At 47.0% G+C, this 23695-nt stretch carries 22 protein-coding genes; all 22 read left to right on the forward strand.

The window, feature by feature from the left end; all coding sequences use genetic code 11:
• Positions 1–207 precede the first annotated feature (207 nt).
• The 22 genes from RUM_RS04490 (at position 208) to RUM_RS04590 (ending at position 23691) form a co-directional block, all read left to right on the forward strand.
• Complete coding sequence (locus RUM_RS04490; protein ID WP_015558013.1) at positions 208–2433, forward strand: substrate-binding domain-containing protein; 2226 nt, start codon at positions 208–210, stop codon at positions 2431–2433.
• A 9-nt stretch (positions 2434–2442) separates the two neighbouring features.
• Entirely contained in the window at positions 2443–2790 is a 348-nt protein-coding gene (locus tag RUM_RS12585; RefSeq protein ID WP_147645564.1) for a hypothetical protein, read from the forward strand.
• A 441-nt stretch (positions 2791–3231) separates the two neighbouring features.
• Positions 3232–3660, forward strand: a complete 429-nt coding sequence (locus tag RUM_RS04495) for a hypothetical protein (protein WP_015558015.1) — start codon at positions 3232–3234, stop codon at positions 3658–3660.
• A 101-nt stretch (positions 3661–3761) separates the two neighbouring features.
• A complete protein-coding gene (locus RUM_RS04500) occupies positions 3762–4487 on the forward strand; it encodes a hypothetical protein (protein ID WP_197533019.1) in 726 nt (241 codons plus the stop codon).
• A 10-nt stretch (positions 4488–4497) separates the two neighbouring features.
• Positions 4498–5205, forward strand: a complete 708-nt coding sequence (locus RUM_RS04505; protein WP_015558017.1) for a hypothetical protein — start codon at positions 4498–4500, stop codon at positions 5203–5205.
• A gap of 8 nt (positions 5206–5213) precedes the next feature.
• Positions 5214–6041: a hypothetical protein gene (locus RUM_RS04510; protein WP_147645565.1), complete on the forward strand. Its 828-nt coding sequence runs from the start codon at positions 5214–5216 to the stop codon at positions 6039–6041.
• On the forward strand, positions 6028–6891 hold the full coding sequence (locus tag RUM_RS04515; protein ID WP_015558019.1) for a hypothetical protein: 864 nt from the start codon (positions 6028–6030) through the stop codon (positions 6889–6891). Before RUM_RS04510 ends, RUM_RS04515 begins: the two co-directional genes overlap by 14 nt.
• Positions 6892–6899: 8 nt before the next feature.
• Positions 6900–7562, forward strand: coding sequence for an ATP-binding cassette domain-containing protein (locus RUM_RS04520; RefSeq protein ID WP_015558020.1), 663 nt, complete (start codon positions 6900–6902; stop codon positions 7560–7562).
• The gene (locus RUM_RS04525) at positions 7559–8167 is read left to right on the forward strand and encodes a DUF5028 domain-containing protein (RefSeq protein ID WP_015558021.1); all 609 of its coding nucleotides are present in this window, start codon (positions 7559–7561) and stop codon (positions 8165–8167) included. Before RUM_RS04520 ends, RUM_RS04525 begins: the two co-directional genes overlap by 4 nt.
• Positions 8168–8368: 201 nt before the next feature.
• Positions 8369–9196, forward strand: coding sequence for a hypothetical protein (locus RUM_RS13070; protein WP_015558022.1), 828 nt, complete (start codon positions 8369–8371; stop codon positions 9194–9196).
• A gap of 77 nt (positions 9197–9273) precedes the next feature.
• Complete coding sequence (locus RUM_RS13075) at positions 9274–9708, forward strand: hypothetical protein (protein ID WP_015558023.1); 435 nt, start codon at positions 9274–9276, stop codon at positions 9706–9708.
• Positions 9709–9901: 193 nt separating this feature from the next.
• Positions 9902–14200, forward strand: coding sequence for a COG1470 family protein (locus RUM_RS04540; RefSeq protein WP_015558024.1), 4299 nt, complete (start codon positions 9902–9904; stop codon positions 14198–14200).
• 167 nt (positions 14201–14367) lie between these two features.
• Positions 14368–14868 (forward strand): hypothetical protein, encoded by a 501-nt coding sequence (locus tag RUM_RS04545; protein ID WP_015558025.1) that lies wholly within the window; start codon positions 14368–14370, stop codon positions 14866–14868.
• Between the two features lie 510 nt (positions 14869–15378).
• A complete protein-coding gene (locus RUM_RS04550) occupies positions 15379–16590 on the forward strand; it encodes a DegT/DnrJ/EryC1/StrS family aminotransferase (protein ID WP_015558026.1) in 1212 nt (403 codons plus the stop codon).
• Positions 16590–17333, forward strand: coding sequence for a sugar transferase (locus tag RUM_RS04555; protein WP_015558027.1), 744 nt, complete (start codon positions 16590–16592; stop codon positions 17331–17333). The genes RUM_RS04550 and RUM_RS04555 overlap by 1 nt, the downstream gene beginning before the upstream one ends.
• An 8-nt stretch (positions 17334–17341) precedes the next feature.
• Positions 17342–17923, forward strand: coding sequence for a glycosyltransferase family 2 protein (locus RUM_RS04560; RefSeq protein WP_015558028.1), 582 nt, complete (start codon positions 17342–17344; stop codon positions 17921–17923).
• A 210-nt stretch (positions 17924–18133) separates the two neighbouring features.
• On the forward strand, positions 18134–18748 hold the full coding sequence (locus RUM_RS04565; protein ID WP_015558029.1) for a GNAT family N-acetyltransferase: 615 nt from the start codon (positions 18134–18136) through the stop codon (positions 18746–18748).
• Between the two features lie 10 nt (positions 18749–18758).
• Complete coding sequence (locus tag RUM_RS12005; protein WP_049775504.1) at positions 18759–19544, forward strand: hypothetical protein; 786 nt, start codon at positions 18759–18761, stop codon at positions 19542–19544.
• 20 nt (positions 19545–19564) lie between these two features.
• Positions 19565–20608, forward strand: a complete 1044-nt coding sequence (locus RUM_RS04575) for a polysaccharide biosynthesis protein (protein WP_015558031.1) — start codon at positions 19565–19567, stop codon at positions 20606–20608.
• A 12-nt stretch (positions 20609–20620) separates the two neighbouring features.
• A complete protein-coding gene (locus RUM_RS04580) occupies positions 20621–21682 on the forward strand; it encodes a glycosyltransferase (RefSeq protein ID WP_147645566.1) in 1062 nt (353 codons plus the stop codon).
• On the forward strand, positions 21679–22587 hold the full coding sequence (locus RUM_RS04585) for a D-glucuronyl C5-epimerase family protein (protein ID WP_015558033.1): 909 nt from the start codon (positions 21679–21681) through the stop codon (positions 22585–22587). The genes RUM_RS04580 and RUM_RS04585 overlap by 4 nt, the downstream gene beginning before the upstream one ends.
• A 3-nt stretch (positions 22588–22590) precedes the next feature.
• Positions 22591–23691, forward strand: a complete 1101-nt coding sequence (locus RUM_RS04590; protein WP_015558034.1) for a glycosyltransferase family 1 protein — start codon at positions 22591–22593, stop codon at positions 23689–23691.
• The last annotated feature ends 4 nt before the right edge of the window (positions 23692–23695 follow it).

The following is a 23695-nucleotide window of genomic DNA, read 5'->3' on the forward strand; positions in this document are numbered from 1 at the left end:
CTTATACAGCATTGCACCGATCCGTCAGCGGAGCGTGCGGTGCTGTTTTTGTTTCTATTGTAGCATTACTTTCAAGGTTCGTCAATAAAAATATCGCATTTTAGCTAAAAAAGAAGCATATTTCAGAATTGACATCGGAGCAATCCCATTGTACAATGTGTACAAAGAAGGACAGTATCGAATCATTGCTGCGGAGGATGGTGTTCTATGGGCGCAAAGGGGAAAATCGGTCTGATTCTGCCTGAAATCAACAGTGCATTGGATCATGCATTCCTGGAGGGAGCTTGTGATCAGGGGATTTCTCTGGGCTATGATGTCATTGTCTACACCGGTATTTTTAATTCCTTACGGGAGGTTCGCTTTGATCAGTATATCGCCGGGCTGGAGAATATCTACACGCTGACTTGTTCTCATCATCTAAACGGAGTTCTGTTTGCTGCGGATCGGTTTCACACGGATGCGGTGATTCAGCAGATCTTTGATAGCCTGAGGCAGACAGATGTGCCCTGCCTTGTTTTGGGCAGGGAGGAACCGGGATTCCCGACTTTTGAGGCGGAGGAGCATTCCGGCATGTACCAGGTGACAAAGCATCTGATTCAACGCCACGGCTGCAGGAAGCTGTACTGTATCACTGGATTGCCCAACCATGTTTCCTCGATGGAACGGCTTGGCGGATTTCTGGATGCCTGTGAGGAGGCGGGGATTTATCCCCAGGAATCGGATGTTTTCTACGGACACTTCTGGAAAGACATTCCTGAACAAATCGGAGTACAGATTGCATCCGGAGCGCTGCCCTGTCCGGATGGAATTGTGTGTGCCAGCGATGTTATGGCAGCGGCATTGGTAAGATCTCTGACAGCCCATGGAATACGAGTGCCGGAGGATCTGGTTGTGACCGGGTATGACGGAGGCATGGATGCGGCGGTGTGCGATCCTCCTTTGACCACCGTCCAGGGCCGTGATCGGCAATATGGCGCAGAAGCGGTTTGCCGACTGCATACCATGATGACCGGGCAGAACTGCGCATGCATTTGTCCAGCCCAAAGCGTATGGATCGGTAAAAGCTGTGGCTGCACAGGCATGAAGCATCCGGAAAATGACGAAGGCTTCTGGCTGGAGCGCTATGTGTACAATCAGATGCAGCGGAATGCTGAACAACAGACATTTATAGCCACAGATTTTATTCATCGTATGACGGAGGCTTCTGATTTGCATGAGCTGTCTGATCGGATTGATCAGGTGGGACATATTTTTACAAAAGCGGATTGGATCGATATTTGCCTGTGCCGGGATTGGCAGGGAAATGCCCGCAATCCGGATGATGTCCGACAATATGGATTCCCGGAGCAGATGTATCTGCTGCTTTCCAAGCGGTTTGGGGGAAACCCGCAGTCCGGTTTTCTGTTCCCGACCAGTCAGGTCCTTCCTGCATTGCAGACTTCCCATGATCCTCATGTGCTTGTGCTTACCTCCCTGCATTGCGATGGCCAGATTTTAGGGTTTACAGCAATGGGGTTCCAGGACAGTCGGGCTGTACGCATTGACGAAACCTATGTAAGCTGGTGTGACGCTGTTTCCAATGGGCTGAAAGTCCTACAGCAGCGGATTCGTGTCCAGCTTTATCCCCATCATTTGGAACAACTGGAGACGGATCCGGTTACCGGGATGCTGAACCGAGGGGGCTTCTTGTTCCGCCTGCCAGAAGTGACTGCCGGATATTTGAAAGCGGGAAATCGTTGTGTGCTGTTGTTACTAACTTACTATCCGGATCAGATCAATCAGTTGGATCCAGTTGCAGCAATCGGAGAAGCCATTCGGAGTTATCACACACATCGGCTGTGCTGTAGAATCGAGGACAGTATATTTGCTGTCTTAATGCCGATGCAGCCTGGAGAAAATGAAGCAGCATCCATTGTGGATTTGACGGCATTTGTGGAAAACAGTCTGCGTGCCCGATTCAAAATCCGGCAGGTTCCGGAATTTATCGATTATACTGTACAATTGACTTCCACAAGCCGGGAAGCGGTCGAACAGCAACTGGAGCAGGGGGTGCTGCAGCTAATGCAACAGAAACAGACTGTTCAGAATCATTACCTGGACTACAAAGCGCAGATTATTCGCATGCGTCGGCGCATGGTTGTAAATCCCCAGCTGGAGTGGAATATTTCAGACATTGCAGAGCAACTTTGCATCAGTAAAAGTCATTTGCAGAGATTATACAAGCAGGTGTTTGCCTCCAGCATCAAGGATGACATCATCAGTGTTAGGTTAAAGCGAGCCGCACAGCTGCTGTCTCACACCGATTTACGTATCCGGGAGGTAGCTTTACAGTGTGGCTACAACAATGAAAACCACTTCATGCGACAGTTCCGGGAGAAAACCGGCATGACTGCAACGGACTACCGGAAACTGCACCGACAGAATTCTGCCTGAGGTGTGAGTTTGAACCTTTCCCGGCATGGTCTGCGCATAAAGCAATGTGTTCTTGAAAAGAAAATCAACTCGCTTTACGGATACCCGACTTTGTTATTAGCTGCTGCTGAACATACACCTTACGTATTAACAGAACAATTATCCGCCATTGCTGCAAAAAATCATAGAGCAGGAACAATTGGAAAAATGGCTTCAGATCCAATTCTAACAAACAACCCCGCATCGCTGAAAACCAGTGATGCGGGGTTCGCTTTATCTATTCGCATTTCCGCACGCAGCATCACCCCTGACCATTTTCCAAAGTCCTCCAGGCATTGCCCTCTCGTTGGTGGCATCAAAATTGTGAACTTTCTGTAAACTTTGCCTTGGGTGACATCTTTTTGGCATGCTCAATCGTTTATATAGTAGATGCGTGCCAAAAGATGACGTGCTTGTGGGATGAACAGCGGCACGGAAAACATATACTGGGGCGCTCTGCTTGTATTCGCCTTTTTTATGCACCATTGTTCCTACAGCCCTATTTTCAAAAAAATCTAATAAAGGTATTGACAAAGACCCCCAGGATACTGTATAATGCAATTAAGGATAAAAAACGAGTAATTTCGATAATATGGGTGAAACGTGCCCAGACTGTAGGGTAATTGCTTTTTCCTGATTGAAGGGTCAGGCTTTCGGGAGAAAAAGCTGTAATTATCAAATCAATCTCAAATCAAAGGAGGAATTCAGAATGAAAAAAGCACTGAAAAGAACACTTGCACTGCTGATGGCGACGGCGTCCCTTACGGTAAGCCTGGGGGGATGAGCGTACACGCCGCAAACACTACGAACGCTAATATCACCGATTTTAATGCAGCCCCCGGCATTTCCGGTACCTATACGGAAGTGCCTGTGACGAAGAATGGTATCAGAGTCAAGACGAACAATTCCAGCGTGTACATTTATCTTACGGCTGCGGACTATCCTGTGTATGTTCAGACCTGGGGACTGAGCGATACCAACTGGTCAACTGCTGTGGCAAACAGAACCTGCAACAAAAACGGTCGCTCCACTGCCCGGGTTACAGTTTCAGCAGGTACTCGGTATGTTGTCAAGAACCTGATCCATGAGCGTGGGGATGCCTGCGCCGGTCTGAAATTTGGTTCCACAAGCTATTATAACCCGTCCACCATTAAAGGTGTGTGGAGTCCGGACTATTCCGGCAATCTGAACGTGACCGTTGCAAACTAACACCCGATTTTAAGCAGCAGGATGCCGGGCGGAATGAGATCATGCAGTCCGGCATCCTGTTTTCCTGTCAGAGAGAACTTGATGAACGAAAGGTGGAAGATATGAAGCGAACTTTTTTCTGCGGCACCCTTGCCTGTGCGCTTTTGCTGCTGAACGCCTGTACGGTTGGAGACATTCAGATTGAAACCTGGTCAGAAGCCCAGCGTGATTCTGCCGCAGTCAATAGTGCCGACAGCACCGACAGTGGTTCTGATTCCGGCTCCGCAAAAACACTGGAGGCCCCCAGGCACGCTGCCCTGGGAGAACGCTTTTATGCGAAAACCCTGGTAGAACCACCTCATGGAAGTGGGGAAATCTATGTGACCATTGATCGGGCAGAGGTGTTTGCGACCCTTGCGGAGGCGGGAATTGCATTGGAGGATACGTTTCCGGACAGTGTGGTGGACGGCATACAATATGATCAGGCAAGCGGCACGTTCCGGGGTGACAGAGTGATCGTGACCCTGCACTTTACCGTGGAGAATGTCAATGCGACCTCACCGGAGCATGCGCGGGAGCCGGAATTTTATGAAGAATATGATTTCCGGGCGGATGCCTTAGGTGCCTGCACAGAGGGTTCTAAGATTTATTTCAGTAAACACGATGCATGCAGCGGAAGCTACTATGCGTTTCACCTGGAGCCGGGGGAAACCACCGAATTTGAGGTATCATACCTGGTTTACTGGTCAGAGATTGCATCGGATAAGGATACGGCACTGAAGCATGTGCAGTTTGAAACAGCATATCCAGCCACACTCGGCACAACAGTTGATCTGAACTTGAAGTGAGGTGGAAGATATGAAGCGAACTTTTTTCTGCGGCACCCTTGCCTGTGCGCTTTTGCTGCTGAACGCCTGTACGTTTGGGGACATTCAGATTGAAACCTGGTCAGAAACCCAGCGTGATTCTGCCGCAGTCAATAGTGCCGACAGCACCGATAGTGGTTCTGATTCCGGCTCCACAAAAACGCCGGAGATCAAATTCCAAACTGCTTTGGGAGAACGTTTTTACTCAGAAAACCTGGTAAGTCCACCTGCTGGCAGTGGGGAAATCTATGTGACCGTTGATCGGGCAGAGGTGTTTACGACCTTTGCAGAGGCGGGAATCGCATTGGAGGATACGTTTCCGTACAGTGTGGTGGACGGCATGCACTATGATCAGGCAAGCGGAAAGCTGCTGCATGATGGCGTGATCGTGACCCTGCACTTTACCGTGGAGAATGTCAATGCGACCTCACCGGAGCATGCGTGGGAGCCGGAGTTTTATGAAGAATATGATTTCCGGGTGGATGCCTTAGGTGCCTGCACAGAGGGTCCTGATTTTTATTTCAGTAAACACGATGCATGCAGCGGAAGCTACTATGCGTTTCACCTGGAGCCGGGGGAAACCACCGAATTTGAGGTTTCGTACCTGGTTCGCTTAGAAAACGTTCCACTGGAGTCTGTGGTGTTTCAAACGGCAGACACTAAAAACGGCGGTCCGTGGGTTGATCTGAACTTGAAGTGAGGTGTGGAATGAAGCGAATATTTGTATTTGAATGGAAGCGTATGATACGCAGCAAGACCCTGCTGTTCTCCGCTGTCGCTGCTACACTGATCGTGATTGCAGACGTGTTTGCCTGGTTCCGGCTGTACCAGCAGGATGTCGACGTATATACCAGCGTTTTCCATAAATGGCTGGGTACCCAGCCGGCCATTGGTGCAGGTTCCTACCTGCATATAGTGCTGCCCCTTCTGACTGCCTTTGCCTATAGCTGGAGCGTCAGCTACGACCGGAGTACCGGGTACATTGCACAAACCGTTACCCGCATCGGGCGAAGGAGGTATTTTACTGCCAAATACCTGGTTTCGTTCATCAGCGGGGGCATGATCTTTGTGGGTGCGCTGGTTCTGGATTTTATGCTGCTCGGCACCTTTTCGCCGGCATTCTGGCCCATCCCTGATGACCTGGTATCACCTGCGAGCCCCTTTACATTTGGCTCTGTGGCTTTTTATCAAAGCCCGTATCTGTTTGTACTGATGTGGTGCGGTGTGGCATTTCTCTGGGGCGGCGCCATGGCAAGCATGGGTACGGCAGCAGGCATGCTGATCAAAAATCACATCGTTTCCAGTGTGGTGCCCTTTCTTGTGTTTACGGCACAGCAGCTTCTGGCTTCCTTTGCGGCGCAGAAGTATCGAATTGCGATCAACGGGAATGGAATCGCACTGGTCTGGACGGAGCAGCTGTATGCCGCCCCCCTGGCTGCCAACCTGCCGGTCACTGTCTTTTCAAGTATCGGGTTCATTGTGGTTGTGTCCACACTGATTTATGTGCTGCGAGGTAGAAAATATGAGTGCCTTTAAGCTGATTTTAAGTGATATCCGGGAGGGGATCCTCCGGAACAAGCGGTACATATTGGTGCCGATCCTTTGCTTGTTTGAGTGTATGTCTGCGGACATCAATCTCAACATGTTTAAAGCATACGGGGGTATTAAAAGCCCCACGACCTTTTTGGATCTGATCGCAGAGCTTTTTCACGGATGCGATCCCATCACCAAGGCGCCGGATCCCAGTACGGTGATTGCGCTGCCCTATTTCTGGATTGCGCTGTTTGTCTTTGCAGTTTTCATCAATTTTGATTATATGCACAATGATCTGACCCAGTTCGGCATTCAGGTGCTGACACGCTCCCGGAAACGAGGGGCATGGTGGGGCGCCAAATGCGTCTGGTGCATTGCATCCGGGGTCTGGTTCTATGTGCTGTTCCTGTTGACAGCCCTGCTGTTCAGCGTACTCAATGGCTATGATATTACATTTACGAACACGCCGGATATCCTGACGATCACCGCAGACAGGAGCGTTGTCTACTTGTTCAAGGGCGCTCCGGATCTGACTGTGCTGCAGCGGGTCTGGCTGTTGCTGGCACCTATGCTGGTGCTCTGTACGCTGAATATGCTCCAGATGCTGCTCTGCCTGTTTTGCAAACCCATGTACAGCTATCTGATCAGCATCGGCGTGCTGATGTTTGGAGTACTGGACGATACACCGGCAGCATTTTCCCGCTGTGCTATGACCACCCGGAGCGATTGGTTCTATGAGGAGGCGTATCCTGCCATGACCGGCATGTGGATCTGCCTGGGACTGATTGCAGCAGTGATCATAGCTGGCGCATTGTATTTCAAACGATATGATATTTTGCCCGATAAGGAATGAGGTGGCATATGACAATCACAGTAAAAAATGTTGTGAAGAAAATCAGGGGGAATCTCGTTGCAGACCAGGTGAATCTGACCTTGCACAGCGGTACTGTGTATGGACTCTGCGGATATAATGGCTGCGGAAAAACCATGCTCATGCGGCTTATAGCGGGTTTGATCGTTCCCACCGAAGGAGAGATTCAATTTGACGGAAAGGTGCTTGGAAAGGACATCAGCTTCCCCCCGAGCATGGGAATTTTGATCGAAAGCCCTGCCTTTTTGGGCGGAATGAGCGGGTTTGAGAATCTGAAGCTGCTGGCGTCCATACAGGGAAAGATTACGGACGAAACGGTCAGAAAGGCGATTGCCCGGGTGGGCCTTGATCCGAAGGACAAAAAGAAGTACCGCAAGTATTCTCTGGGTATGAAGCAGCGCCTTGGGATTGCGGCGGCTATCATGGAATCGCCGGAGCTTGTGATTCTGGATGAGCCTACAAACGCCCTGGATTCAGACGGTGTTGCGCTGACAAAAAAACTGATTGCCGAAGAACGGGAGCGAGGTGCGCTGGTGATCATGACCTGTCACGACCACGTCACCCTGGAGGGTGTCTGCGACACGATCTACACCATTGAGCACGGCAGAATCACGGATGAAAAGCACATGGATGCGGAGGGAACTGCCGAATGAAAAAGCCGATTATCGCAGCAACTCTGATCGTCTGCCTGGTGGCTTGGTGTGTGCGGTATTATAAGGTGAACGGTGGTACCTTTGCTGTGCATTATGAGGGGCCCTCTGCGGTATACGGCATGCACGAAATGGTGTCCTTTGGCGACAATATCTCGAATAATGCATTGGAACAGCCCGGCTATTCTGTTTCGCTGGAATCCGCCCGCATGATAGATGCAGAGGATTATCTGAAAGAGTTGGGCAAGAAGCCGGAGGATTTTCATTCCCTGTCGGAAAAGTACCTGGAGCTGACCCTGACGGTTGCCAATGAAGGGGATTATCCAAAAGGACTGACCTTTTATGCGCTTCCTGTCCTTGGAAGCAATTGGTTCACATACTACGACAATGAGGTCACTGCCTGCATCAATCCCTTTTTTGAGGGTGACTACGACCAGGCTCACGCCTGCGCCGTCAGAACCAATACCAGTACGACGGTGAAGATTGCGTACAATCTCTATGAGAGGAGTTTTCTCCCGAATCAATTCAAAAACCTGGAGCACGAGAAAATGTGGCTGTCGGTGACTACGCTGCCAGTGGATCAGCGCATTGCGTTTTCTTGTACATAAGGCAAAAGGATTATCCATTATGAACAAGGGCAGTTCCGCACAACGCTTGTGTGGGGCTGCCTTCGGTTTTTGTGTCCGCCTCTGAAAATTGTGTGAAACCACCCTGTATTCACAAAATCTGATTGAATCCATAACGGATATCTGGTATACTGGTTCTATACAATTATATAAAACCATTTTGATTTACCGGAGGTGTAAAGCATGAAGCAGAATACGACAGTTGATACGAAAGATCTTGTGACAACCATTGCGTATCTGATTGGTGTCCGGAAAAATGTCCTGGAGCAGTGCTTTATGGAGTCCAGTCAGGATTTATTGCAATCCCTTTATGCATCCCAGTCAGCCACGATCATTCGCTATCTCTGTAAATTGCGTACAACGCTTTTCTGTACGTTTAAGAAAACCGATGATGAAATGCGATACAATCTAAAAAATCTGACATCTTTGGAGTGGTATGACCATAAGAACATTGCGGCGTTGGAATCATGGGGCATTCCGATTATTAAGGCAAATTATCGGTCTGAAAAATACATGCTGGATCTCAATGATCTGATCAATAAATACATTGATGCCGTGGCTGTCTTGTTCCCGGATTGGTGCGAGTGGACCTATATCAGAGAGCTTTTTGTAGTTCCGCATTATCATAATCCGATTGCGCTAAAGCGTGAATTTGAAAAATACATGGCAAACAAGAACTTCTACCCCTTTCAGCAGTACATTTACTGGACACCGTATGACTGCGGTTCCATGCTGCTTTCTGACAGAAAATTTTTACAAATCATCTATGGTTTGCATCATGATACGTTTGATGATCCAAGCAAGTACAAAGATGCAAATGCGGAAACGAAAAACAGCATTTATGATTTTCTGCGTTGCAGCATGAGAACGGTCATTGCCGTGGATTGTGAAAATTCTGATGTGTATAAGCTGTATGCCACGCTGAAAAATCTCAATCAGGATGAGCTCAGTAAAATAGAAAAATTTATTTATATGACGATCATCATACAACTGTGGGCTGGCGGTGGCTGACGAAGTTTATTACGATTCCGGTCGAGCATATTGTCATAGATCGTGTAACCGAGAGAAAGAGCCTGGTGGATATCGTCATGACCGCAGGTGTTTGCCAGAATCACTATGCGGAAGGAATCGACTCCTTTATCCTTGTATCCAGTGATTCTGATTTCTGGGGGTTGATTACATCCCTGCCAAATGCGAAGTTCCTGGTGATGTATGAGTATGCAAATTGCGGTCGTGCAATCAAAAATGCGTTGAAGGAGCATGATATTTACTACTGTTCCATTGACGATTTCTGCTCCGGAAATGTGGATGGCTTTAAAAGAGCCGTGCTGCTTGGTATCCTGGATCAGTATTTGCCGGATATTTTGTATATCAACGGTCGGGATCTGGTGGAGCACTTGTATTTGGAGGCAAGAATCGAAGGTACCGACAGTGAGAAAAAGAGCTTTTATGACAGATATGTAAAAACACTAAGTCTGAAAATCGATAAGGACGGTAACTTTAGCATTGAAGTGAAGAAATAAAAAGCGGCATAAGATTATTTTTTGTGAGAGTAGAAGCCATAAAGCGGTTGTGTTCATGATGAGCACAGCCGCTTTCTATTTACAAGAAGAATATTTAGTTTGTGCAGCATGTCAGCACATTGACAAACAAATCAGACACTGATATAATAATGTATATGCATATCTATATGATCCAAACGGAAGGGATGTAGAAATGAAGAAAATTCTAAAACAGATCACCTCTGTTGCGTGCGCCGCCGTGCTTTCCATCACGACGCAAATGCAGCTCCTTACCCAGGTCTGCGTCAGCGCCGCACAGAAGGCAGCCGCCCAGAAAAAGGTTCTGCTGATCCAGGACAATCTCCCCTGGGACTCCAATGCGAATACCAAAGTGCTTGGAGATATCGGCGTGGACTATCAGAAGGTCACCACAACGGAATTTCTGGATGTTGAACTGGAGGATTACTCCGTGGTCATCTTTGCGGACGATCAGGCGTTTTCCACCTACAACAACTATCTGGAGTTCAAGGATTACATGGAGCTGTATGCTTCTCTCGGCGGCGTGATTGTGTTTGGCGCAGCGGACGGGGGCTGGGCTGACGGCAATCTGACCGGTGCGCTTCCCGGCAATGTTGAAAAGATCCTGGACTATACAGAGTATAATTATGTAGCGGATCCTAAGCACCCCATTCTGACTGCGGCTCTTTCGGACGGAGATGGCGCAGTGGTAGAGGGGAAAGAGGATCAGATGTGGTTCTCTACATATTGCAGTCATTCTGAATTTATCGAATCCACTTTGCCGGCAGGTGCAAATATCCTGGTTCGCTCCAGTGAATCGGATAATCCCACCCTGGTAGAATACCCTCTGGGCAAAGGCCGGGTCATTGCGTCCGGTCTGACCATTGAGCATTCCTATTCTTACCTGGATAACTATGCAAAAAAGATCATGGACGATCTGTTTTTGTATGCGCTGAAGGTCAGCGACTTTAATGGGGACGCTGCGCAGCAGCTGCGGGAATATCGTATGAGCATCAACCAGCACCATATACTGGTCAATGCAGCTGATACGAAAAAGCCCATTGCCGGCGCTGTTGTAAAGATCGGCAACAAAACCTTCAAAACCGACAAGGATGGTATGGTGAATCTTGGCGGGGCAACTTCCCAGCAGACAGTGATCGTGTCTGCGGAGGGCTATCTGACAAGCGGAGCCGTATACACCCCAAAGAAACGCTCCGTCCATGTGTTCTATCTGAAAAACGATACCTCAAACGGAAAGCCATACCCCATCCTCGCAACTGAAACCAACAAGGAGAAGGATCTTTTCACGAACTCGATGTTCTTTACGGAGAACAAGTCGGATATGTGCCGGATTCAGGTGACAGCGGAATGGAACGGGCATACCCCCGGCAAATATGAGCTGGTGCAGTATGGTGCAGGGGGCAAAAAGCTCACCAGCACAACCGGCATCTTTTCCTTTGCGCCGGGCAAAATGCTTGCGCCGGGCAAGGATGTGTATCTGATTCTCAGAAGTGCGGATGGCACGGTGTCTGAGCGCAGAAGAATCTGCCTCAAGGTCAATCCCCATGCGGATACACCGGATGTGGATCCGGACGCATTCAGCGATCAGTTCCAGATCACACCGGATCAGAAGGGCGCTACCGGCAGTGAAGATGTGGCATCCCTGGTGGGAGATAACTTTGAAGTATCCCTGCCCATGCTGCCTGTCCAGGTAACCAGTGAGCAGAACGAGGACGAGGGCACCTGCACAGTCAGATTCCTGATTGGCGTGGATGCGAAAACGGCGGATGAATCCAAGGGGATCTACGATTATTTCAAGCAGTCCTTTACCAATTATATGGATGATGTAAATAAGGCGGACAGACTGATCAATAGCCTCTGCAACAAGATCAATTCTTCCGGGAAGCTTGCTGCCCATGGTTCTTTGGGAATTGTTCCGGACACGACGGTGGAAGGACTGGGCTACTATGAAATGGTTTACGATGCAAATCACAATATTGTTTCCCAGGGCGGCGGCATTGCCATTACCGTTGGAGGCGAGCTGTCCTATACGCAGCAGTTCCTGTTGGCTGTGGTTCCCCTGTATCTGAATGTCAAGGTGGGAGCCGAGATGAACACGCTGACAGGCATGACTCTGTATGCAAACGGCGGTGGTGCATCCTTCCAGGGTGAGGCATCTATCACCGTCAGCGGCAGCATCAGCGGCGGCTTTGGCGTAAGCGGTCTTGTGTCCGTGGGCGCAGGCGGCGGCGTGGATTTTGAAGTCAGCGTTGCGCCCGAGCGCACCGGTACTGTGACCTTGAAAGCCTTCGTAGAGGCTTACCTCCTCTTTGTCATTGACTTTTCCTATGATTTTGCAAGCAAAACATGGACCCTGTGGCCGAAGCAGAACCGGAGTGCCGCAAAGGGCGCTGCCGCAGGCGGTACAGGGGATGCGGATACGCAGCCGGAGCTGATGGATACGGACTATCTGAGCCAGACCTCTGCATGGAACGGCGCAGCAGGTGATGGGGTCAATGTGCTGCAAAGCGGCGTGCTCCCCAGTACGATCCCTCTGATTGCAGAAGCAGGGGGCAGCAAGGTGCTGGTATGGCAGACCACGGATCCGGATGCGGAGCTGCTCAACAGCACAAAGCTGATGTTCTCCTATTATGACAACGGCGTCTGGTCCGAGCCCCAGTGCGTCAACCAGTCTGAAAGTGCGGATCTGACCGCAAGACTGGTCGAAAACGGCGATGATATCTATCTGATCTGGCAGAAGCAGAATGCAGTGATCCAGGGCGGTGACCTTTCCCAGATGGCTGCACAGGCACTGGCTTCTACAGATATCTTCACGGCAAAGTGGAACGGCACGGCTTTTGCAGACACAGCCTGCGTGCTGAAGGATTCTACACCGGATATGCTTCCCACCCTTGCCTTTGACGGGGACAAGATGACGGCTGTATGGGTCAAGAGCAGTGGGAATCTGGAAAATGTCTTCCAGTCTAGCGGCATGATTCTGGCGTCTGATTTTACAGGCGGCAAGTGGGGCAAGCCCTACCAGCTGGCAAATGCGGATTCCTACGTTTCCGAGCTGGCTGCTGCATATCACAACGGATCCCTGTACGCTGCCTACACGCTCAACGGCGCATCCGGCTCTGCATTGCATATGGTATGCAGCGGCAAGGATCGGGTGATTGCTTCCGGAGCAGATACATTGACGGGTGTTTCCTTCCGGGACGGTAAGCTGTACTGCGTAAAGAACGGCAAGCTTTACATCTGCACGCCTGACAGCGCAGCCCTGACTGCTGTGGATGGTCAGCTGAGTGCACTGTCCGGCACCTTTGTGATGGCGGACGATGGCAAGAGTCTGATTTTCTCCGATGGAACGCAGTTCTTTATTTCTGTCAACGAAAACGGTGCATGGAGCGAGGCAATGGAACTGACAGTTCCGGAGGGCTTCAGCGTATTCAACTACAGTGCTTCCTGGGATCAGGGCAGATATTCCATTGTTCTCAATGGCAGGGATGCGGATAACACAACATCCCTTGTATATCTGGAGGCTGCTCATGCGGAGAGCCTGGATATTGAATATGCCACTGTAGAATACGACCCCATTACTGGGGAGCAGTCCGTACTTTTCAAGCTGACCAACAATACATCCAAGACCATTCATGACATTCAGGCAGAGCTTTCCAATGCGGACAGAACTCTGTTCAGTGCAGAGAAGGCAGTCAGCATTGCGCCAGGTGAATCCGTATCCCTTGTTTGCCCCATGGATACCACGGACATCCACGAAGTGGGGGAGTATACGCTGACCGTTTCCAATGGTACCTGTACGGCAAATGCCGTTGTGACCATCGGTATGCCGGATATCTCCCTGGATGTGGATACATACTATCTGGAGGATAGCGTGATCCTTGCCATTACGGCATCCAATCTGACAGGAACACCTGCCGAAACCACCATTAAGATCTGTGAGGATTCTATGGACGGTTTGCAAATCGATATGAAAAACGCCGGAGTCATCACCAGCCAGGAGGATTATCTGCTTCTGGAGGAGATCAATCTGAGCGATGTGGAGTTTGATGAGAACGGAGTCAAGTATCTGTTTATACAGGCGGATACACGGGGTTCTGAGCTGAACCAGGCCAATAACTGCATTCCGGTTGCAATCTATCAGAACCAGGAGCTGACGGATCCGGATGACAGCGATTTGCCGGAATATGACGTAACGCCCTCTGACGGAAAGGACGATGAGGATCCTGGGGAGAATCCCGATCCCATTACAACCACTGTTACTACCACTACAACAACCATCACAACAACCACAACTACCACAGCATCTACAGATGATGCATCTGCGGATGTGACCGGCACTACAACGGTTTCTGCAGTGGATGCGGTGAAGCCGCCTAAGACCGGAGAGCAGGGCATTCGGATCACGGTTGAGATCCTTGCGGCATTTGCGGTTCTTTCGGCATACGGCGTAAGGAAAAAGCGCAGAGTCCGGTAACAGATCTCATACATATAAATTGATTGCAGCAGCATCACAATTTTGTGGTGCTGTTGTGGTATTCTGATGAAAACATAGGACAGCACCGCATCAAACCCGCCTGGCGGCTTGCACATCTGCCGAACAAGCTCTGTGCGGTGTTGTCATAATTTGCGAAAGGAAACGTTATGAACCAAGTTGTTCCGATGGGCTATGCAAAGACGAGAATGGGTACGAGCCTGGCTGTTGTCATCGCTACGGGTACAGGACTGCTCACATGGCTTTTTGTCAAAAACGGGGCTGCCTTTTCTGATGTGAAATACTTCTGCATGGTGGCGGCGGCATTGATTCTGGTGTGCGTGTTTTCTGATGTGACAAAAAACAGGAAATGCCGAGCCAGGATTTCGCATATGCAGTTTATGTTGTCCTGTCCCTCTGTAGTGGGGGAGGTTCGTGAAATCAAGCGGATTCCCTACTTTTTCGGCAGGGAGTTTCGGGAGAACCCGAAGGTTTATGCCAAGGGGCGCAATGTGGTATACCGCATCGTTGCAGTTTTTCATAGCCCGGTGACCGGGCAGGAAGAAGTGGTCGTCTCCGAGCCCTATAGCTGTAACATTGCGGCTGCTGTTCAGAATCATGCTGTGACAGTTCACTATTCAAAGGACGGACAGTACTGGATAGAGCTTTGAGGTGACGAGATACGAAGATCCACAGCCCTGCCTTAAGGGGGCTGCATTATAAACATGCAAGAGGCAAGAATAAATATAGAGCACATGTGCTGAAGCAATTTCTTTTGTGGCGGCACCATACAGAAAAGACGTATCAGGATGCAAAAAGCATGGCTGGCAGTTCTGTACGGTGCCGCCATGGCTGTATGCGGCGAAAAAATGAAAAAAGTTCGTCTGAAACTTGGAAAAAGGCGATGATTCTATTGACAATACTAGATTTTTGTAGTATTATAAACTATAGGTAGGCAAAAATTCCAGAGAAGTCAAGCAGCTTGGCTGAGTAGTGATAGGTGAGGAATCCTTTGGATTCCTGTGCATAAAGTTGCATCCATACCTAGCCGACACAGAAGGAAGCCGATTGCGGACAGAGTGAGAAGGGAATTGAGTATCATTGGGACAGCAAAAGTCTTGATACTTTAAGGAGATCGATGGATTCAGGCAGAGAATTGGAAGGATGGGAGTATTTACATCATGGAAAAACGCACGATCAGTTTCAGCCCACCGGATATTTCGGAGGCCGAAATAAACGAAGTTGCGGAAGCACTCCGCTCTGGTTGGATTACCACAGGCCCCAGAACAAAAAAACTTGAAAAAGAGATTGCCGGATGGATAGGAACGGATAAATGCGTTTGCCTCAATTCACAAACTGCCTGTGCGGAGATGGCACTACATATACTTGGCATCGGCAAAGATGATGAAGTTATCGTACCGGCTTATACATATACGGCATCTGCCTCTGTCATCGACCACGTTGGTGCGAAAATCGTCATGATCGATTCACAGAAAAACAGCCTTGAAATGGATTACGATGCTGTGGAAGCTGCCATTACCGAAAGAACCAAGGTCATAATTCCGGTAGATCTTGGCGGTGTACCTTGCGATTATGACCGTATTTTTGAGATTGTTGAGCGCAAGAAAAGTTTGTTTAAGCCGTCAAACGAGATACAGAAAGCAATCGGCAGAATTGCCATATGCGCTGATACAGCCCATGCTTTCGGAACAAAGTGGCACGGAAAGATGGCTGGCAGTATTGCTGATTTTTCGAGCTTTAGTTTTCATGCTGTTAAAAATTTAACAACCGCTGAGGGCGGTGCGTTGACGTGGCGCACGATTAACGGCATTCGTAACGAAGATATTTATCATCAGCTTCAACTGCTCAGTCTGCACGGTCAGTCAAAGGACGCACTTGCCAAAACAAAGCTTGGCGCATGGGAATACGATATTGTCGGCACCTGGTATAAGTGCAATATGACCGATGTGGTTGCGGCAATCGGACTTGCGCAGTTTGAACGTTACCCCGGAATGTTGGCAAGAAGAAAACAGATTATTGGCAGATACAATGCCGCATTCAAGCCGTTCGGTATTGAAACACTTGACCACTACAATGCCGAACATGAATCATCTGGACATCTTTACATTACGCGTGTTCCCGGAATCACACCGGAACAGCGAAACGAGATCATCATCAAAATGGCGGAGCAAGGCGTTACTTGTAATGTGCATTACAAGCCGCTTCCTATGCACACAGCATATAAGAAGCTTGGATTTGATATTGCAAATTACCCAAATGCATATGCGTTTTTTTCCAACGAGATTACGTTGCCGCTCCACACTTGCTTGTCAGACGAGGATATAGAGTATGTAATGGAAAAGTATATCGGGATATTGAAAGAGTATGTGTAATGATGCTTTTGAAAAAATGGGAACAACTGCCGCCGGAAATGCAGACCGATGAGGTGCGGAAATATTACGACATTCTGAAAAAGAAGCAGGTCAGTTTGTTTTTCAAGAGAATGTTTGATATTGTGGTTTCCTCTCTTTTGTTAATTATCCTTTCACCCGTTTTTTTAGTTTTGGCGATTGCGATTAAGATTGACAGCAAAGGCCCGGTGTTTTATCGGCAGGAACGGGTTACACAATACGGAAAGCATTTCCGTATACACAAATTTCGCACAATGGTACAAAACGCCGATAAGGGTTCACAGGTTACTGTTAGCAACGATCCTCGTATTACCCGTGTGGGCAAAGTAATCAGAAACTGTCGATTGGACGAAATTGCGCAGCTTATCGATGTGATGCAAGGAACTGTCACACTTGTTGGCGTCCGTCCCGAAAGTACAAAATATGTTGCCGAGTACACCCCCGAAATGATGGCAACACTACTGCTCCCCGCAGGTGTAACGAGTCTTGCGAGTATTCTCTATAAGGATGAGGCGAAACTGCTTGATGCTGCTGAGGATACGGATAAGGTGTATATAGAGAGGATTTTACCTGCAAAAATGTATTATAACCTTAAAAGCATTGAACATTTCAGTTTTTGGGGAGATGTGCGGATTATGTTTATGACTTTGTTTGCGGTGTGCGGTAAGGACTATAAAGGGGATTATATCGAAATGCAAAAAGAATATGAAACGATGGAAAGATGAGGCTTTGAATGATTGACAATCTTGTATCCATTATTATGCCTTCATGGAATACAGCGCAATTTATTGCGGAATCCATTCAATCAGTAATAAATCAAACTTATAAAAATTGGGAACTGCTTATTGTTGATGATTGTTCTACGGATGATACTGATAATATTGTAGAGCCGTTTTTGACCGATGCACGCATAAAATATTTCAAAAATGAGAAGAACAGCGGCGCTGCATTGACCAGGAATCGCGCGATGCGTGAAGCGAAAGGCGAGTGGATAGCTTTTCTCGATTCAGATGATTTGTGGATGCCTGAGAAGTTGGAAAAACAGATAAGGTTCATGAATGAGCATAACTATACGTTATCTTTCACAGAGTACGAAAAGATTGATGAAGAAAATCGGACGCTTAACATATATGTATCAGGACCGGATGTGGTTAACAAAAGAAAGATGTATCGTTATGATTACATAGGTCAACTTACCATGATGTATAGTGCCAGGTGCTTTGGACTGATTCAGATTAAGGACATTAAAAAAATAATGACTATGCTATACGGCTTCAGCTCTACAAAAAGCAGGATACCGAAGCCCATCTTCTGAAAGAAAATTTAGCCAAGTACCGGATCCGAAAAAAAAGCATCAGCCATGACAAATTAGAAAAGAAGTTAAAGAGCCATTATGACCTGTTCCGTATTTGTGATGAAAAGCCCGCGATAGCCGCGGTTTGGTTTGCCTGTTGGAATATGTTTTGGGGAATTTTGAAAAAGGGAAAATACGAGAAAAGAAACAAGGGTCTCTCGGGAGAATGATATGTATATACGAAATGCCGGTATGGAAGATTTGAATCAAATAGCGCAGACGCATATAGAGTGTTTCCCAAACAGTTTTTCAACAGCTCTCGGGGTGCCGTTGCTGAAAAAGTTTTATTTGCAGTACCTGAAAGAGTACCCGGATCTATTTTGGGTTGCCGTTGACGATGATTGTATAGCCGGGTTTTGCATGGGATATCTGCTTGACAGAGGAAGCTGCAATCGCTCTTTTGCAAAGCATAACATTGTTCCTCTTGCGCTCCGTTATCTATTACTGCTTATCAAGGGCAATAAAAAAGCATGGAAACGGCTTAAGCCGACAAAAGGCCGCAAAAGCGATTCCGTTCGCATATTAGAACCGGAATTTTATCATATTCCTCCTACAGAATGCGGCGATCTTCTCTCCATTTGTGTTTTGCCGAAATGGCGGGGAGCAGGGATTGCGAACGAATTGATATCCGATTATCAGGACGCGTTAAGAAAAATCGGTAGGAGCGTGTGCTTTTTAACAGTTGCGACTGTGAATTCCCGTGGGATTCACTTCTATGAAAAGAACGGCTTTGTGCCATATCGTGCTTTGGGAGATGTGGCGATAACATATGCCAAGAGGCTTTAATGGAGAAGATATGGAAAAAGCGATAGTTGTTATTTCTTTCGATGGATACAAGGATTTGTGGGACACATTTTTTGAATGTTATGAGAAGTTTTTCCCCGATTGTATGCTGCCGATTTACTTGATTACCAATCATGAAATACCAGCCTATCCGCATGTTACAGTGGTGACTACCGGAGATGAAGTGTCATGGAGCCGCCGCGTGCGGAGTGCCTTGAAAAAAATCCCGGAGGATACTCTGCTTATCCTATTGGAGGATTACTTTCTTTGTGAAAAAACGAGCGTTGAAAAAATTGATGGGCTGTTCCGGATTTTCTCTGAAAATACCTATGACTATCTGAGGGTAATTCCCATACCGATCCAACATAAAAGGAAACCGAGCGGTGCGTATCCGCTTGACCCCTCGGCGCTATATGGCGTTAATCTTCAGGCAGCGATTTGGAAAAAGTCGTACTTGCAGAAACTCCTATACGATGACGATTTCAGCGCTTGGGAGTTTGAAGCAAGGCAGAAAAACAACAGTACTATGCGTATCGACGGAAACTGCGCTGCATTGAACTATACAGGGCTGAATTACCTGAATGGTGTCATACAGGGCAAATGGTATCCACGAACGGTAAAGCAGTTAAAAAAGCACGGGATAATGATTCCGACAGGTAATCGATCGATGATCAAGAGACGGAAGCTCATTGTAATGGACATAAAAAATTGGCTGGCACACCATATCCCTACCAAAATAATACATACACTGAAGCCTGTTGCTGTGCGCATCGGATATAAATTTGTTACAAAAGATTGAAAAAGGAAAGGTGATATGATATGTCCTATTCATTTAAAGATTGTGTACTGATGATAACCGGAGGCACAGGTTCTTTCGGAAATGCAGTTTTAGAGAGATTTCTCACCACCGATGTCAAAGAAATCCGCATTTTTTCACGCGATGAAAAAAAGCAGGATGATATGAGACATCTGTACAATAATCCGAAATTGAAGTTCTATATCGGAGATGTCAGAGATATCTCAACTTTGCGTCCTGTCATGCAAGGTGTTGATTATATCTTTCACGCAGCTGCACTTAAGCAGGTTCCGTCCTGTGAATTTTTTCCTCTCGAAGCTGTTAAAACCAACGTGATCGGCACGGATAATGTGCTGACAGCCGCAATAGATGCCGGAGTTAAACGTGTTGTATGCTTGTCCACGGACAAGGCAGCTTACCCGATAAACGCCATGGGTACAAGTAAGGCTATGATGGAAAAAATCATTATTGCCAAAGCGAGAAATGTTGACCCGGAAAAAACCCGTATTTGTTGTACAAGATACGGCAATGTAATGTGTTCGCGCGGTTCGGTTATTCCTCTCTTCATAGATAAAATCAAGCACGGATTGCCTCTGACGGTGACTGACGGAGCTATGACGCGCTTTATAATGAACCTCAATGAAGCTGTGGATCTGGTGCTTTATGCGTTTGAAAACGGAAGCCAGGGTGATCTGTTCGTTCAAAAAGCGGATGCTTGTACAATTGAGGTTCTTACGCAGGCGATTAAAGAGTTGTTTGGGGTTCCGGATTATCCCACACAGACAATAGGAATCCGTCACGGTGAAAAAATGTACGAAACATTGCTTACAAATGAAGAGTGCGCCCGTGCGGTTGATTGCGGAATGTTTTACCGCGTTATTGCGGATAACCGTGATTTGAATTACGAAAAGTACCTGTCTTTGGGCAATAAGGATCGTAACACATTGACAGAGTTTAACTCGAACAATACAAGATTGCTTGATGTTGAGCAAACAAAGAAAAAGCTCCTTACTTCCAAGCTTGTGACAGATGAGCTTGAAGCATGGGGCATGCATGAAGTTTCATGAGGTTATTTATTTTTGAAGGGGCTGCTGATGATGAAAATATGCGTCATAGGAGCATTCGGGTTTGATACTATGCCCACCGGCGGACAACCGGTAAAAACACGCAATTTATATAAATTGCTTTCCGAAAAATACGGAACGGATGAGGTATCGTATATTGAAACTTATGGGTGGAAGAAGCATCCTTTCAAAATGATGAACACTGTTCGCCGTGCTGTAAAACAAAGTGAGAATGTGATCATGCTTCCAGCGCATAATGGGGTGAAGGTCTTTGCACCTCTGCTTCTCAGATATGCAAAAGGAACTGCCGCAAAATTATTTTATGATGTTATTGGAGGCTGGCTGCCCCAAAAAACTGCGGCTGATCAAAAGCTTGCTGGGCAGCTCCGGAAATTTGACGGCATTTGGGTAGAAACCTCCAGCATGAAAACTGCATTGGACTCTCAGAAATTTTCAAATGTTTCGATTGTTCCGAACTTTAAATTCATTGCTCCGTTGATGCCTGAAGAACTGCCGCCTTTGGAAAAGCCATATCGTCTGTGCACTTTTTCGCGTGTCATGAAGGAAAAAGGTGTTGAAGATGCGGTTGAAGCCGTTATCCGGGTAAACAATGATCTGGGGAAAACAGTGTATACTTTGGACATATACGGCCCGGTTGATAAGGCTTATCAGGAGCGCTTTGAAATGATTTGCTCAAATTTTCCGGATTATATACAGTATAAAGGCATTGTACGTCCAGACGAGAGCATTGCGGCTTTAAAAGGAGCATTTGCTTTGTTGTTTCCCACGCATTTTGCCACGGAGGGCATCCCCGGAACGATACTTGATGCATATGCGGCTGGGGTGCCGATAGTCACGTCTAAATGGGAAAACTGCGGCGATATTTTTGATGATGGGACAGGTTGGGGATATGAGATGAGCAACAAGCAGGGGTTGTATATGATTTTGTCTCAAATTTGCCATGATACAACAAAATGGAATGATGTAAGAGAGGGCTGTTTGAAAAAGTATGCGTGCTTCTCTGCGGATGAAGCATTTTCTCGTATACAAAAGCAGCTATCAGGAAGCAGAGTATGAGTATAAGCACTTTTAACATAAAAAAATGGTACAGAATGCTTCGCGGGAAAAGCATACTTCATGTAAATCAAGGACTTGGTCGTTGTTTTTCCACAACGGACATCTGTGGCTATTATAACGATTTGACCGAAAAGGTAACAAAAATGCCGGAATTGCTTAATTGCGATGAGCTTCCGCATGTCGAAGACGAAAGAGGAGAACAAATCCTTTTTCCGGTTGCCGTTTTTCAGTACGGCTTAGGCGCATATGACCTTTATCTGTTAAAGCATGACGAACGCTATCTGAAAAAATTTTATCAGTGTGTGTGTTGGGCGATGCAAAATCAGGAAAGTTCCGGTGCATGGAACAACTTTTTCTTCATCTACCCCAGGACACCGTACGGTGCTATGTGCCAAGGTGAAGGAACCTCGTTATTGATTCGCGCATATAAACACTCCGGAAACAAGATTTATTTAGAGGCAGCACAGAAAGCACTTGATTTTATGCTGATTTCGGTGACAAACGGAGGAACATCGGACGAAACAGAAGAACGCTTACTATTGCTTGAATACACACACCGCACTGCTGTATTGAATGGATGGATATTTGCGTTATTCGGATTGTACGATGCAGCTCTTGTATGTGACAGCAGGGTTTACCGGGATGCGTTTGATAAGTCTTTGCATACGCTTATCAAATCACTTCATGATTTTGATTGCGGATATTGGTCAATTTATAGCAGAGACGGAAAAATTGCAAGTCCGTTTTACCATGATCTGCACATTGCACAGATGCAAGCCCTTTACGCTATGACGCATAATAAACTGTTTTTAGAGTATTCTGAGCGGTGGACAGCTTACAAAAAAAGCTTTTGGAAATCCAAAAAAGCCTTTGTAAAAAAAGTTTTTCAAAAAATCAGGGAGTAAAGTATGAAGAGACTGCTTTGCATAGTTGGTGGGATGAATGCCGGCGGTGCCGAAACGTTTTTAATGAAGCTTTACCGAAAAATAGACAAAAACCAATTTCAAATGGATTTTGCTGTTGCAACCGCAGATAAATGTTACTACGATGATGAGATTCTTTCGATGGGCGGACGCATTTATAAAATAAGTCCCAAAAGTTCTGGCGTTGTGCGCAACTTTAATAGTATTAAGAAACTTGTGAAGCGTGAAAAATATTCCTATGTGCTTCGTACTTCGCAGCACTCATTGTCGGCGCTTGAGTTATTTGCAGCGCGAATCGGCGGTGCCAAAACCACTATATTCAGATCAAGTAATTCTAATACAACAACTGGTGCCGGCAAAGATCTTTTGCTTCATCGCATCTGTCGCTTTATGCCCCTTTGGAATGCTGACATAAAGCTTGCACCGTCTACGGAGGCAGCTGAATTTATGTTTGGGAAAAACTGCATTAAAAAAGGCAGGGCGATTCTTCTGCATAACGCAATTGACCTTTCCTTATTTCACTATGATATTGCTGCAGGAATACGCATAAGAAATGAGTTAAATATCCCTGCTGAAACAACGATTATAGGACATGTTGGGCGGTTCAATCAACAAAAAAACCATGCTTTTTTATTGGATGTATTTAAGGCGTACAGCTGTAAAAATGGAAATTCTGTACTGTTATTGGTCGGGAAGGGCGAACTTGAACCTGCAATAAAAGAAAAAGCCTCGGAACTCGGAATTTTAGACAGAATTATTTTCACGGGAGTCAGGTCTGATGTGCCCGCTCTTTTATCGGCTATGGATGTGTTCGTTTTTCCGTCACTGTACGAGGGAATGCCGAATACAGTAATTGAAGCGCAGGCAACGGGACTGCCGTGCCTGATTGCAGATACCATTACCCGCGAAGCTGATATTACCGGTTTGGTTCACTACTTACCGTTAGACAGCGCAGATGCATGGGCAAGCTATATTGCAAACTTGCCGCAGGAAACCCGTACAACGCCAATACAAAAGTTTAAAGAAAACTGCTATGATATAGAGTCGGTAACAGAACAATTTGTTAAGCTGGTTTTTGAGAAGTAGGAGA

Source organism: Ruminococcus champanellensis 18P13 = JCM 17042 (assembly GCF_000210095.1).
Lineage (GTDB): Bacteria > Bacillota > Clostridia > Oscillospirales > Ruminococcaceae > Ruminococcus_F > Ruminococcus_F champanellensis.